Genomic DNA, 13,296 nt, shown 5'->3' with positions numbered 1-13,296 from the left:
ATACTGCCCGACAACCTTTATAGACTCTTATGTAACAATGAACACTGAAAATCTCCTTAAAAACAATAACGTAGACCACGAAGAGATCGCTAAATTTGAAGCCGTCGCCTCCCGCTGGTGGGATCTGGAAGGTGAGTTCAAACCGCTGCACCGTATTAACCCGCTGCGTCTGGGCTATATTGCCGAGCGTGCTGGCGGTTTATTTGGCAAAAAGGTGCTCGATGTCGGTTGTGGCGGCGGCATTCTGGCCGAGAGTATGGCGCGCGAAGGTGCGACGGTGACCGGTCTGGATATGGGCTTTGAGCCATTGCAGGTGGCAAAACTGCACGCACTGGAAAGCGGCATTCAGGTGGATTACGTGCAGGAAACCGTGGAAGAGCACGCGGCAAAACATGCCGGGCAGTATGATGTGGTGACCTGCATGGAGATGCTGGAGCACGTCCCCGATCCTCAGTCAGTGGTCAGAGCCTGTGCGCAACTGGTGAAACCGGGCGGCGATGTCTTTTTCTCGACGCTCAACCGCAACGGCAAGTCATGGCTGATGGCGGTGGTTGGTGCTGAATATATTTTGCGCATGGTGCCTAAAGGTACACATGATGTGAAGAAGTTTATTAAACCGGCAGAATTGCTGGGCTGGGTGGATCAGACCAGTCTTAAAGAACGGCATATGACCGGGCTGCATTACAACCCTATAACTAATTCCTTTAAGCTCGGCCCCGGCGTTGATGTGAACTATATGCTGCATACGCAGAATAAGTGAGGTTGTTGTTTGGATTCATCCGACGACCGAGCCAAGCCTGATGCGACGCTTGCCGCGTCTTATCAGGCCTACAAATGCTCCCGTAGGCCAGATAAGGCGTTTACGCCGCATCCGGCAACAGTGCCGGTCAGACAGCGATTACCATTTCACTGTCATCGACAAAAACCCTGCCGTCTGGGCAAAATCATCACTCCCTTTCTGCCACGCCACGCTACCACGCAGCGAAACTCGCTGACTGATATTGCCCGTTATTCCCACTTTTATTTCACCCCGTTGCTTCACCGCATCGTCACTGATAGTGCTGCCATCTTCTTCAATTTCCGTCGCATGGGGATCGTGATAATAATTCAGATCTAATGTTGGTATGACACCAACCGCGGTACGCCATTCGCTGTGTAAACCCAGCCGCGTTTGAATATCATCACCCTGCGATTGTGACACCCGCGCATGGTTAGCGGCGGTAAAATCATCCTGCTGCACGCCCTGATAAATCACCTGCGCCTGTGGTTCAATCACCACTCCATGCCCCGGTAACCACTGATACCCGGCTTCCAGCGAGGCGATAATCCCCGATGAGTGGTAATGATCCGCGCCATCTTCATGTTCGGAAACATCATTGTTAAACCACGCGTATTGCAGCCAGCTATCCAGCCAGGCCCCCTGCTTCTGATTACCGTGCTGGAACCAGCTTGAGGTCAGACCAACGGCATAACCGTGGTTCTGGTTATCGGCGCGAGTTCCGGTCATATTCGAGCGGCTGTCGCCCTGGTTATCACTGTAGCCACCAACCGCCCCAAGCATCCACTCGCCATCCATGCCCCAGCGCCCGCTAAACAAGTCGCCGCTAAGCTGCACCGTAGAAGTGTCTTCATGCTGAGCCAGTTGCCCCGCTGCTGTGTAATGATAATCTCCGCCGATAACACGTAAATTCAGCGTCTGACCATCGCCACCAGCGTGATCGCGTCGCTCCATCACAAATGCCTGATTTGCCGCACGTAGGTTATTGAGATAGCCACCAACTTTGGCATTCAGCACCGGCTGGTAGGCAGGCGTAGGGGCTGGAGCCGGGTCGGGTGTTGGATCAGGATCCGGCGTAGGATCAGGATCTGGAGTCGGGTCTGGATCAGGTGGCGATGGTGGCGTTACTTCTTGCGATCGCAGATACCAGTCGTTGTTATCTTCCACCAGCGTGTAGTCATACGCTCCCATATTGACGTAGCCGCTGCCCGCCAGACTGAACTGCGCATTGTTTTGAAATTGCGTTGGATCGGCTGCGAAATCAACCACTTTAATGCCCGTAGATGTCGGCTCACCAATACCCGTAATGGGATTAATTACCACGGTCGTATTGCCAGCAGTATTACCGTTCAACACCAGTTGGTCGCTTGCCGAGTCATCGCCGTTTAATTCGCTGTCGAGAAACAACGTACCGCCACCGGTGTAATCACCGTTTACCGTGAGCGTGTCGCCAGCAACGCCATTTTGCAGACTGACAGCACCGGAAGTATTAGTTAGATCACCATTGACCGTCACGTCTGAAAGATAAGTCAGGCTGTCAGTTTCAAGGTTGGTATTAAGCTCGCCTGTCAGCGTCACACCATCGGTGGCATTCACCAACGTACCGTCGCCGCTAAACAGCGAGGCATCCAGCGCCTGGTTCGTATCCTGCTGCGTCAATCGCAACACAGTACCATCGGTTATGTCGATATCGCCGCCAGAGGTGGCATCGATTGAACGAATATCCTGATTTTTCCCGGTTTCAAAAACACCGTCTTCCCCCACCCACAGTGAAGAAACATAAGGAATAATATTCTCCGCTTCACCTTTTAGCGTTCCGTCCTCCACACGTACCGCAGACGTCGCAGTGCCGCTGGCGGTCAACTCCAGCGTCCCGCCGCCACTTTTAGTCAACGTGCTTACGCTATCCAGTTGTTGCCCGGTACTATCCGCCATCAACCCGCCCCATTGCGTATCTACGCCATCCTCAACGTGTATTTCGCCATCAGCGCGCATTTCAATATTCCTGCCCTGACCTGTTGTAGCCGAGCGAGTGTCAACATCAGTCGTCACATCCATTTCACTGTGTTGTTGGGGATCTGTGAAGATCACTGAACGGTTGTAACTTGTGTCCCCCAATTGCGAATTATCGCTGACTTCAAGCGTACCGGAGGCGATTTGCGTATTACCGAGATAACCGTTGTTATTCGCCAGCGTTACGCGCTGATCCCCCGCATTAATGACGACATAAACGCCATTCTGGCTGGCATCACTGCCGCCAATATGTAAATCATCGCCACTGCTGATATCAACGACATCATTACTGCCAATCACTGTCCCCCCACTGCCGCTGATTTGCAGACCGTCATTGTATGAGCTATCGCCATCCCAAGTGGTGAAATCAGAGAGATCCAATACTCCGCCATTTAGCACGATCGATTGCGGATCGCTCTGCATTGCCCGTAAATCGGCCTGATTCCCCGCTAGCGACAATACGGCGTTATCTTCCACCACAATATCGCCGGTTAATGCCATCGACTGCTCCCCTGTCAGGAGATAGCTGCCATCTTGCGCTACCGTCAACTGTCCTTCACCCTGAATCGAGCCGGAAAAACCGCCCTGGTTTACGGTAACATTGCCGCCTGCGTCGATATTCAAAATGCCATTAGCAAAACCGGTTAATGAGTGCACAAACGTTTGTTGTGTATTGCCAACATTCAGTTCTGCCTGATACTCAGAATGAACAGTGCTGCCGACCATCAGACCAAAGCAATCCTGCGGATCGCTCTGACAGTGCGTGTCGCCGACATTCATTAACTCATCGCTGCGCCCCAGCGTCACCTCGCCATTCTGGATACTCATCTCGCCGGTAAACGCATTATTGTCGGCATTGAGGACTAACTCTCCCGCTCCCTCTTTCACGATGACTCCCGTTCCGGCAAGAGAATCAATCGCGCCATCGTTGCTGGTATTGCCTATTACCAGCGTTTTATCGGCGGCAATGTTAAATTCAGCCACACTATGACCGATATACATAAAGCCCCCCGCCGCTGCCGTCGCCGAATGGTCATATCCCGAGGCGCTGTTATTTTCATCAATCATCACACCATTGTTTTGGTCATAATTATCATCAACAGAAATATCAATAAGATACGGGGATGTGGTGCTGCTGGTATAAATTGCTCCGCCATAACCTTCTGCATAGTTATTGGTAAAGGAGGTATTATTAATTATCGTTTTTCCTGAAAGATGTGTGTTATCCGTACTATTATCCGTAACATCAATGGCACCGCCGTCCCCATCACTATAGCTGGTTGATGTATATGCCTGATTATTATCAAAAATGACATCACTTAAATAAATATCATTATTGATAGAATAAATAGCGCCACCTTTACCATCATTGGCGATATTATTCGCAAATATTGCATTAGTGATATTTAAATCCATATCACCGGCATCGTTTGTTCCCGCAGAATAGATTGCTCCGCCATAGCCTCCTGCAACGTTACTGTCGAAAATAACATTCGCAAGATTTATCGTTGAGTTTTCTTTAGCAAAGATAGCTCCGCCATTATTATATTCGCCACTAATCGAGTTATTAGCAAACAGGGTCATCCCTGTTTCATTTTGTGGTGATATCGTAAATTCAGCACTTTGCTGCAAAAATACGGCACCACCGCTGGCATTATTGGCCATACCCGAAAAAATCACCCATTGCCCATCGGCGATGCTCCAGTCCTGCGTAATGCCTGAAAGGCTTTGCCTGCTGGCCTGACAACTCGCTTTGATATCATATCCCTGGCATGAATCCAAAACCTCCGCGACACTGTTAACAGAGAAAAGAGATGCAATCATTGACGGGAGTAAAGATAAATACTCCTTGCGTAGAAAAATAATCCGCATATTAATCTGACCATCATTTTCTATAAGACGGCATATTTAATCGCATTATACGATATGGGTTATTTTTCTTTTGTAAATTGTTCAACCCGGTGCAATGGCTATTTTGTTATTATTTCATGAATAATATCAGTGCGTCATAATTCAAGTTAATCACCTTAAGGGATATCAGTTATGTTTAAACTGAATTAAAGTAATGAATAATTTTCTTATAATATAAGGTAAATTAACAAAATGGCTTCGCATTTAACAACAACCGAAGAGAAAACAACCATTTCGACATCAACAATCGCTTACATTCGCTTATATATTGACCATAACTGATACATCAGATTATGTGATGACTCGTGCTTAGATCAATTTTTGCAATCATTAGCAAAAAGATTAATAAACCATCTATATCAATTTATCTAACCTATTCTTCCGTTCAAGAAATCGCCGAACAGTTATTTTTAACAAATTTTTCTCTTCCCATTGACTTTCCCGGACACCTTGTCTGACCTAAGGTGCGCGAAAGCCACTTTTTCCTTCCTGAGTTATCCACAAAGTTATGCACTTGCAAGAGGGCCATTTTCACACTATCTTGCAGTGAATCCCAAACATACCCCCTATATATAGTGTTCTAAGCAGCTTCCCTCACTACAGGTAGTCTGCATGAAACTATTGCGGAAAGAATTCCAAAAACAGGTACGACATACATGAATCAGAATCTGCTGGTGACAAAGCGCGACGGTAGCACAGAGCGCATCAATCTCGACAAAATCCATCGCGTTCTGGATTGGGCGGCAGAAGGACTGCATAACGTTTCGATTTCCCAGGTCGAACTGCGCTCCCACATTCAGTTTTATGACGGTATCAAGACCTCTGACATCCACGAAACCATTATCAAGGCTGCCGCAGACCTGATCTCCCGTGATGCGCCGGATTATCAGTATCTCGCCGCGCGCCTGGCGATCTTCCACCTGCGTAAAAAAGCCTACGGCCAGTTTGAGCCGCCTGCGCTGTACGACCACGTGGTGAAAATGGTCGAGATGGGCAAATACGATAATCATCTGCTGGAAGACTACACGGAAGAAGAGTTCAAGCAGATGGACACGTTTATCGATCACGACCGTGATATGACCTTCTCTTATGCTGCCGTTAAGCAGCTGGAAGGCAAATATCTGGTGCAGAACCGTGTGACCGGCGAAATCTACGAAAGCGCCCAGTTCCTTTATATTCTGGTTGCCGCGTGCCTGTTCTCGAACTACCCGCGTGAAACGCGCCTGCAATACGTGAAGCGTTTTTACGACGCGGTTTCCACATTTAAAATTTCGCTGCCGACGCCAATCATGTCCGGCGTGCGTACCCCGACTCGTCAGTTCAGCTCCTGCGTACTGATCGAGTGCGGCGACAGCCTGGATTCCATCAACGCCACCTCCAGCGCGATTGTTAAATACGTTTCCCAGCGTGCCGGGATCGGCATCAACGCCGGGCGTATTCGTGCGCTGGGTAGCCCGATTCGCGGTGGCGAAGCGTTCCATACCGGTTGTATTCCGTTCTATAAGCATTTCCAGACAGCGGTGAAATCCTGCTCTCAGGGCGGTGTGCGCGGCGGTGCGGCAACACTGTTCTACCCGATGTGGCATCTGGAAGTTGAAAGCCTGCTGGTGTTGAAAAACAACCGTGGGGTGGAAGGCAACCGCGTGCGTCATATGGACTACGGGGTACAAATCAACAAACTGATGTATACCCGTCTGCTGAAAGGTGAAGATATCACTCTGTTCAGCCCGTCCGACGTACCGGGGCTGTACGACGCGTTCTTCGCCGATCAGGAAGAGTTTGAACGCCTGTACACCAAATATGAGAAAGATGACAGCATCCGCAAGCAGCGTGTGAAAGCCGTTGAGCTGTTCTCGCTGATGATGCAGGAACGTGCGTCTACCGGTCGTATCTATATTCAGAACGTAGACCACTGCAACACCCACAGCCCGTTTGATCCGGCTATTGCACCAGTGCGCCAGTCTAACCTGTGCCTGGAAATCGCCCTACCGACCAAACCACTGAACGACGTCAACGACGAGAACGGTGAAATCGCGCTGTGTACGCTGTCTGCTTTCAACCTGGGCGCAATTAACAGCCTGGATGAACTGGAAGAGCTGGCAATTCTGGCGGTTCGCGCACTCGACGCACTGCTGGATTATCAGGATTACCCGATCCCGGCCGCTAAACGTGGAGCGATGGGGCGTCGTACGCTGGGTATTGGTGTGATCAACTTCGCTTACTACCTGGCGAAGCACGGTAAACGCTACTCCGACGGCAGCGCCAACAACCTGACGCATAAAACCTTCGAAGCCATTCAGTATTACCTGCTGAAAGCGTCTAATGAGCTGGCGAAAGAGCAAGGCGCGTGCCCGTGGTTTAACGAAACCACTTACGCGAAAGGGATCCTGCCGATCGATACCTATAAGAAAGATCTGGATGCCATCGCTAATGAGCCGCTGCATTACGACTGGGAAGCACTGCGTGAGTCAATCAAAACGCACGGCCTGCGTAACTCCACGCTTTCTGCTCTGATGCCGTCAGAGACCTCTTCGCAGATCTCTAACGCCACTAACGGTATTGAACCGCCGCGTGGTTACGTCAGCATCAAAGCGTCGAAAGACGGTATTCTGCGCCAGGTGGTGCCGGACTACGAGCATCTGCACGACGCCTATGAACTGCTGTGGGAAATGCCGGGTAACGATGGCTATCTGCAACTGGTGGGTATCATGCAGAAATTTATCGATCAGTCGATCTCTGCTAACACCAACTACGATCCGTCACGCTTCCCGTCAGGAAAAGTGCCGATGCAGCAACTGCTGAAAGACCTGCTCACCGCCTACAAATTCGGGGTTAAAACGCTGTATTATCAGAACACCCGTGACGGTGCAGAAGACGCACAAGACGATCTGGTGCCGTCAATCCAGGACGATGGCTGCGAAAGCGGCGCATGTAAGATCTGATATTGAGATGCCGGATGCGGCGTGAACGCCTTATCCGGCATACGGCTCGGTTTGTAGGCCTGATAAGACGCGCCAGCGTCGCATCAGGCACAGGATGCGGCGTAAAATGCCTTATCCGGCATTAAACTCCCAACAGGACACATTCATGGCATATACCACCTTTTCACAGACGAAAAATGATCAGCTGAAAGAACCGATGTTCTTTGGTCAGCCGGTTAACGTGGCTCGCTACGATCAGCAAAAATATGACATCTTCGAAAAGCTGATCGAAAAGCAGCTCTCTTTCTTCTGGCGTCCGGAAGAAGTTGACGTTTCTCGTGACCGTATCGATTACCAGGCACTACCTGAACACGAAAAACACATCTTTATCAGCAACCTGAAATATCAGACGCTGCTGGACTCCATTCAGGGTCGCAGCCCGAACGTGGCACTGCTGCCGCTGATCTCGATCCCGGAACTGGAAACCTGGGTAGAAACCTGGGCGTTCTCAGAAACGATTCATTCCCGCTCCTATACCCATATCATCCGTAATATCGTTAACGATCCGTCAGTTGTCTTTGACGATATCGTCACCAACGAGCAGATCCAGAAACGTGCGGAAGGGATCTCCAGCTATTACGATGAACTGATCGAAATGACCAGCTACTGGCATCTGCTGGGCGAAGGTACCCACACCGTTAACGGTAAAACCGTAACCGTTAGCCTGCGCGAGCTGAAGAAAAAACTGTATCTCTGCCTGATGAGCGTTAACGCGCTGGAAGCGATCCGCTTCTACGTCAGCTTTGCTTGTTCCTTTGCCTTTGCAGAACGCGAACTGATGGAAGGTAACGCCAAAATTATTCGCCTGATTGCCCGCGACGAAGCCCTGCACCTGACCGGCACCCAGCATATGCTGAATCTGCTGCGCAGCGGCGCGGATGATCCGGAGATGGCGGAAATTGCCGAAGAATGTAAGCAGGAGTGCTATGACCTGTTTGTCCAGGCGGCACAGCAAGAGAAAGACTGGGCGGATTATCTGTTCCGTGATGGTTCGATGATTGGTCTGAATAAAGACATCCTCTGCCAGTACGTTGAATACATCACCAATATCCGTATGCAGGCAGTCGGTTTGGATCTGCCGTTCCAGACGCGCTCCAACCCGATCCCGTGGATCAACACTTGGTTGGTGTCTGATAACGTACAGGTTGCTCCGCAGGAAGTGGAAGTGAGTTCTTATCTGGTCGGGCAGATTGACGCGGAAGTGGACACCGACGATTTGAGTAACTTCCAGCTCTGATGGCCCGCGTTACCCTGCGCATCACTGGCACACAGCTGCTGTGCCAGGATGAACACCTTTCCCTTCTGGCGGCGCTGGAATCCCACAATGTGGCGGTTGAGTATCAGTGCCGCGAAGGTTACTGCGGTTCCTGTCGCACACGCCTTGTTGCAGGCCAGGTGGACTGGATTGCCGAACCGTTAGCCTTTATTCAGCCGGGGGAAATTTTGCCCTGTTGTTGCCGGGCAAAAGGCGATATTGAAATCGAGTTGTGATCGGGTACTAGCGCCAGATACGACGCTTACGCGTATTATCTGGCCTACAACGATTACATGGCGTAGTAATACGCTTTCACCTGCTCCCAGTCCGCTTTAGGGATCGGCTCCAGATATTTTTCCAGCTGGCGGAAGTCATGATTAATCGCTTTATCACGACGCAAACGGCGACGACTTTTCTCCAGGTCAAGAAATCCAGCTTCTGCCTTACCTTCTGTTTTCACATAGATATGGCGAACATAACAACAGCCATGCTGACGATTAACGCTATGCATTTTCTTAAACGCCAGCGCCACTGCTTTCAACATGGCTTGCCGTACTTCGTCAGAATAAGGCGATACTGCATGCCGGGCATACCAGTCAGCAATGCTGATGAACCCCGCCATATCTTCAGTCACCAGCAACGCGCGCCATTCCCCCTCAATTTTCACCGCTTCACCAAAAACGATCTTCGGCACGATGACACCAGCCCGTTCCAGTTCTTTAATTACCGCAACCTCACGGACAATCGTTGGTCGACCGAACGGATAACGTACGGAATGAAACAGATGATGCGTCATGCGCTTTACATATAGCTTTTTGCCGTTGCGCTCGACGCATTGCACCCCGCTCATACCATTACGGCGATAGTTAGGCTCTTCAACCCAGTCGCCCTCTGTTGCCCACCAGTGATTAAATTCGTCGTGCTTTGCTGAAACTGCCATACCCTATCGCCTGTCATTTTTTATTTACGACAATGACTATAGGTGGTTACCTGCGAAAAATCTTAATGAAACGTGTCGTATTAATGAATTTCTTTTGCCGCTACTAGCATGACACCGCTTTTGCCCTTCATTTGCAGCTCATAGACTCCACCAGCCACTACCACTAATAGTGCACCCAGCAGATAAATCATTCGGTAGCCAGTATGTGCAACCATCATCCCCATCACACAGGCTCCCAGCGCCAGGCCTGCATCCATCGCATTGAAGAAGAGGGAGTTTGCGACACCGATTTTATGCGGTTCCACTGAACTGATAATCTGCGTCTGAAAAACTGGCGTCACGGAACCATACCCGATACCAATCAACGCGCCAGAAACAACCATCATTATGCTTCCCTGGGTGTAGCCGAGAACCACCAGTCCAACCGTAAAGAACACAAGGCAAGGGTAAACCACATATTTCGGTCCTTTTTTGTCGCAGACATTGCCGGTAAAGGTACGGCAGATCATCAGGAAGATAGCGTAGCAAAGCAGGAAATTACTGGCTGCCGACATCAGGTTAAGTTCGCGTGCATAAAGCGCCAGAAAAGCAGAAACCCCGGCATACGAAAAGGTCATAAAAAAGGTGACCATCGCAAATGGCAACGCCGCGCGATCGAACATGGCGGCGAAGCCCATTTTCGGCGTTGAACCATCAGCATGGCTGATAACCGGCGGCACTGTCATAATCAGCGACAGAATAATCCCCACCGCTGCCACGCCGGTGCATAACCAGAAAGCCATATTAAAGGCCTCCCAGCGCGCCATATTCAGGCCAATCCACGGCCCGACCACCATTGCCAGCCCCATTGCCAGAGAGAAAAAACTGATGCCCTCCCCACGTCGGGAGGCCGGGATCAGCCGCGCGGAAATCGTTCCTTTTACCGTAGTGATAACCCCGAAGGTAATACCATGAAGCACCCGAATAAAAAGCAGTGATTCAATTGAGTGGCAAAAAGGATACAGCGCAGTGACCACCAAGAAGGCCAGAGAAGAGAGCCCCAGAATAGTTTTATTCGAATATTTACCCACCCATTGCCCGGCAAAGGGGCGAATAACAATGGCGGCAATTAAAAATAAAGTCACCAACAAACCTGCTTTATCAGGAGAGGCATGCAAGCGGTCTGAGATATAAATTGGCAACAATGTTAGTAAAACATAAAAGACGAAGAAAATAATAAAACTGATGATGGTTATTGCCCAAAAATCCTTCGTCCATAACTTCTCTTTCATACCCTACCGCCTGTCAGGATGACGCACGCAGACAACACTCCCGTTACTGCGGTTACGTCAAATTGTGATGTACTTTGCAGAACAGAAGTATAAATGGCGGCATGCTATTAGAGAAATTAATCGTTTTAATATTATTGATTAGCAAACTCTAATGACTCTTACCCAAATAAATTCTTTACTCGCCGTGCTGGATTACGGTGGCTTTACTGAAGCCAGCAAGCGATTGTTCATGACGCAGTCGGCGGTAAGTCAGGCAATTGCTGCCCTCGAACAAGAACTTGGCGTGAATATACTGTTACGCGATCGCCGTAAAGCTATACAACTGACCTCTGCAGGTCACCGCATTATGCATCATCTGCGCGCCATTAATCGGGAAGTGAACGCAGTAAAAGAGATAGCCGAGCAGGAAAAGCAGAACCCTCAAAGAACGCTGAGACTTGGTTGTTTCCCCAGCGTCTGTGCCTGTATCTTACCGGCTGTGATTCGCTACTTTGAAATTCATCATCCGAATATAAAAATTATTCCTTTTGAGGAAAATAGCACAGCGATTATTGATTCCCTTCAGAATGAATCCATTGATGCCGGTTTTGTTCATTTTCCGGTGAGCGGAATGTACTCCGTGCCCATTTATCAGGATAAATTCACCGTAGTGTTACCGCCCAACCATGCTCTGGCAAAAAACAGCACTATTACAGTGGAAGAGTTAATGGGTGAACCATTAATTATTAGTAAAGGACGCTATGAATTAAGCATTATGGCACTATTTAAAGAAAAGAATATTACCCCACAGATAAAATATGAATTTAATCACCCGGATACAGCGATCAGTTTTATTCGACAGGGATTAGGCATCGCCTTATTACCAGAGTTAACGCTGAAAACCATTGCAGATGAATTGTGTTCCGTTCCTCTCGAACCAACCTTCTATCGACAGATTTCGTTGCTGGCTAAAGAAAAGCCGGTAGAAGGCAGTCCACTGTTTTTACTACAAATGTGCACAGAACAATTAGTGGAGAGTGGAAAATTTGATATGAGACAGGATGGCGCATGAACGCCATCCTGCAGTAGCATTACTCTTTATTAAGGAATTTTACTGCCTTATCAGGGAAATCAGTAAACAGCCCATTTACACCCGCTTTGTTATACAGAGCATCATATAACTGATTCACATCAGTAGTGTATTCAGGCAGCTTATCTGACCGCACGGTGTAAGGATGCACTACCAGTTTATTCTGCTGAGCATCTTGCACCATGCCAGTGAGTTTGATATTACCTGGCTGCGATGTCTCCTCAATCAACATATGGTAATCCGGACCAATACCATCAGCATATTCCGCCACCTGTTTCATGGCCCCCGGCTTAAACATCCAGTCGTAGTTGTAATTAACCCAGCTTCCGTCCGGCTGTTTCTGCTGAGTTTCGTTCCAGTCGGTATAGGCAATCAGCTGTACCAGATTGAGGTCCATGCCCATTTTAGGTTCCAGCTCATTCTTAATACGCTTCAGTTCATCGGCATCAAAACATTGCAAATAAACTTTGTCGTCCTTACCGGTGTAACCATATTTCTTCAGCACTTCCAGCGTTTTTGCCGCAATATCCTTCCCTTCCTGATGATGGAACCACGGCGCTTTAATCTCCGGGTAGATACCAATATTTTTCCCGGTAGAGTGATTTAACCCCTGAACAAATTCAATCTCTTCTTCAAAGGTGTGCACCCGGAAGTCGGACTTACCCATTGGGAAACGCCCCGGATAAGTCTGTACTTTCTTACCGTTTTCAATATCGAAACCTTCGGTAAATTTCAGTGACTTAATTTCATCGAGCGTGAAATCTATCGCGTAGTAACGACCGTCTTTGCGCGCCCGATCCGGGAAACGATCGGCAACATCAGTAACACGATCGAGATAATGGTCATGCAGAACAACCAGATGGTCGTCTTTGGTCATCACCAAATCCTGTTCCAGATAATCCGCTCCCTGCGCATACGCCATCGCTTTTGCTGGCAGCGTATGCTCCGGCAAATATCCACTGGCACCGCGATGGGCGATGACTATTTTTTCGTTGCTGTCCGCCGCCATTGCACTGCTTCCCATGATCATTCCACTCATCATGATCGCCATGCTAAGGTTTTTCAGCGTCAATTTCAT

General features: G+C 49.2%; 10 protein-coding genes. 5 read left to right on the top strand and 5 right to left on the bottom strand.

Features of this window, described 5'->3' with window-relative positions; genetic code table 11:
* Positions 1-37 precede the first annotated feature (37 nt).
* Entirely contained in the window at positions 38-760 is a 723-nt protein-coding gene (gene ubiG, locus ACJHWR_RS10310; RefSeq protein WP_001091058.1) for a bifunctional 2-polyprenyl-6-hydroxyphenol methylase/3-demethylubiquinol 3-O-methyltransferase UbiG, read from the top strand.
* A gap of 138 nt (positions 761-898) precedes the next feature.
* Here ubiG and yfaL read toward each other — a convergent pair whose 3' ends face one another.
* Both yfaL and ypaB read right to left on the bottom strand, forming a co-directional pair.
* Positions 899-4,663 (bottom strand): AIDA-I family autotransporter adhesin YfaL/EhaC, encoded by a 3,765-nt coding sequence (gene yfaL / locus ACJHWR_RS10305; protein ID WP_001220092.1) that lies wholly within the window; start codon positions 4,661-4,663, stop codon positions 899-901.
* 424 nt (positions 4,664-5,087) lie between these two features.
* Entirely contained in the window at positions 5,088-5,231 is a 144-nt protein-coding gene (gene ypaB / locus ACJHWR_RS10300) for a protein YpaB (protein WP_001300064.1), read from the bottom strand.
* 127 nt (positions 5,232-5,358) lie between these two features.
* Here ypaB and nrdA point away from each other — a divergent pair, with 127 nt between their 5' ends.
* The 3 genes from nrdA to yfaE all read left to right on the top strand — a co-directional run bounded on the left by nrdA (position 5,359) and on the right by yfaE (position 9,174).
* On the top strand, positions 5,359-7,644 hold the full coding sequence (gene nrdA / locus ACJHWR_RS10295; protein ID WP_001075170.1) for a class 1a ribonucleoside-diphosphate reductase subunit alpha: 2,286 nt from the start codon (positions 5,359-5,361) through the stop codon (positions 7,642-7,644).
* Positions 7,645-7,789: 145 nt separating this feature from the next.
* Positions 7,790-8,920 carry a class Ia ribonucleoside-diphosphate reductase subunit beta gene (gene nrdB / locus ACJHWR_RS10290; protein ID WP_000332036.1) on the top strand — a complete coding sequence of 377 codons (1,131 nt, stop codon included), beginning with the start codon at positions 7,790-7,792 and terminating at the stop codon, positions 8,918-8,920.
* The gene (gene yfaE, locus ACJHWR_RS10285) at positions 8,920-9,174 is read left to right on the top strand and encodes a ferredoxin-like diferric-tyrosyl radical cofactor maintenance protein YfaE (RefSeq protein ID WP_000135038.1); all 255 of its coding nucleotides are present in this window, start codon (positions 8,920-8,922) and stop codon (positions 9,172-9,174) included. Before nrdB ends, yfaE begins: the two co-directional genes overlap by 1 nt.
* 53 nt (positions 9,175-9,227) lie before the next feature.
* Here the strand turns inward: yfaE and inaA are convergent, their stop codons facing one another.
* Entirely contained in the window at positions 9,228-9,878 is a 651-nt protein-coding gene (inaA, locus tag ACJHWR_RS10280; protein ID WP_000301031.1) for a lipopolysaccharide kinase InaA, read from the bottom strand.
* A gap of 80 nt (positions 9,879-9,958) precedes the next feature.
* Positions 9,959-11,149, bottom strand: a complete 1,191-nt coding sequence (locus ACJHWR_RS10275; RefSeq protein WP_000660219.1) for an MFS transporter — start codon at positions 11,147-11,149, stop codon at positions 9,959-9,961.
* Positions 11,150-11,300: 151 nt separating this feature from the next.
* Between ACJHWR_RS10275 and ACJHWR_RS10270 the strand changes: the two genes are divergently transcribed.
* On the top strand, positions 11,301-12,200 hold the full coding sequence (locus ACJHWR_RS10270) for a LysR family transcriptional regulator (RefSeq protein ID WP_000176733.1): 900 nt from the start codon (positions 11,301-11,303) through the stop codon (positions 12,198-12,200).
* Between the two features lie 19 nt (positions 12,201-12,219).
* Here ACJHWR_RS10270 and glpQ read toward each other — a convergent pair whose 3' ends face one another.
* Positions 12,220-13,296: a glycerophosphodiester phosphodiesterase gene (gene glpQ / locus ACJHWR_RS10265; RefSeq protein ID WP_000779074.1), complete on the bottom strand. Its 1,077-nt coding sequence runs from the start codon at positions 13,294-13,296 to the stop codon at positions 12,220-12,222.

The sequence above is a fragment of the Escherichia sp. WS568 genome (assembly GCF_046486085.1).
In the GTDB taxonomy this organism is placed as follows: Bacteria; Pseudomonadota; Gammaproteobacteria; order Enterobacterales; family Enterobacteriaceae; genus Escherichia; species Escherichia coli.
Note: the sequence above shows the minus strand (reverse complement) of the source record. Positions and strands in the feature narration are given on the sequence as shown.

Bases quoted from the DNA above. Each gene is read 5' to 3' on its own strand.
- ubiG (WP_001091058.1), top strand. From the start codon at position 38: ATGAACACTGAAAATCTCCTTAAAAACAATAACGTAGACCACGAAGAG.
- yfaL (WP_001220092.1), bottom strand. From the start codon at position 4,663: ATGCGGATTATTTTTCTACGCAAGGAGTATTTATCTTTACTCCCGTCA.
- ypaB (WP_001300064.1), bottom strand. From the start codon at position 5,231: ATGGCCCTCTTGCAAGTGCATAACTTTGTGGATAACTCAGGAAGGAAA.
- nrdA (WP_001075170.1), top strand. From the start codon at position 5,359: ATGAATCAGAATCTGCTGGTGACAAAGCGCGACGGTAGCACAGAGCGC.
- nrdB (WP_000332036.1), top strand. From the start codon at position 7,790: ATGGCATATACCACCTTTTCACAGACGAAAAATGATCAGCTGAAAGAA.
- yfaE (WP_000135038.1), top strand. From the start codon at position 8,920: ATGGCCCGCGTTACCCTGCGCATCACTGGCACACAGCTGCTGTGCCAG.
- inaA (WP_000301031.1), bottom strand. From the start codon at position 9,878: ATGGCAGTTTCAGCAAAGCACGACGAATTTAATCACTGGTGGGCAACA.
- ACJHWR_RS10275 (WP_000660219.1), bottom strand. From the start codon at position 11,149: ATGAAAGAGAAGTTATGGACGAAGGATTTTTGGGCAATAACCATCATC.
- ACJHWR_RS10270 (WP_000176733.1), top strand. From the start codon at position 11,301: ATGACTCTTACCCAAATAAATTCTTTACTCGCCGTGCTGGATTACGGT.
- glpQ (WP_000779074.1), bottom strand. From the start codon at position 13,296: ATGAAATTGACGCTGAAAAACCTTAGCATGGCGATCATGATGAGTGGA.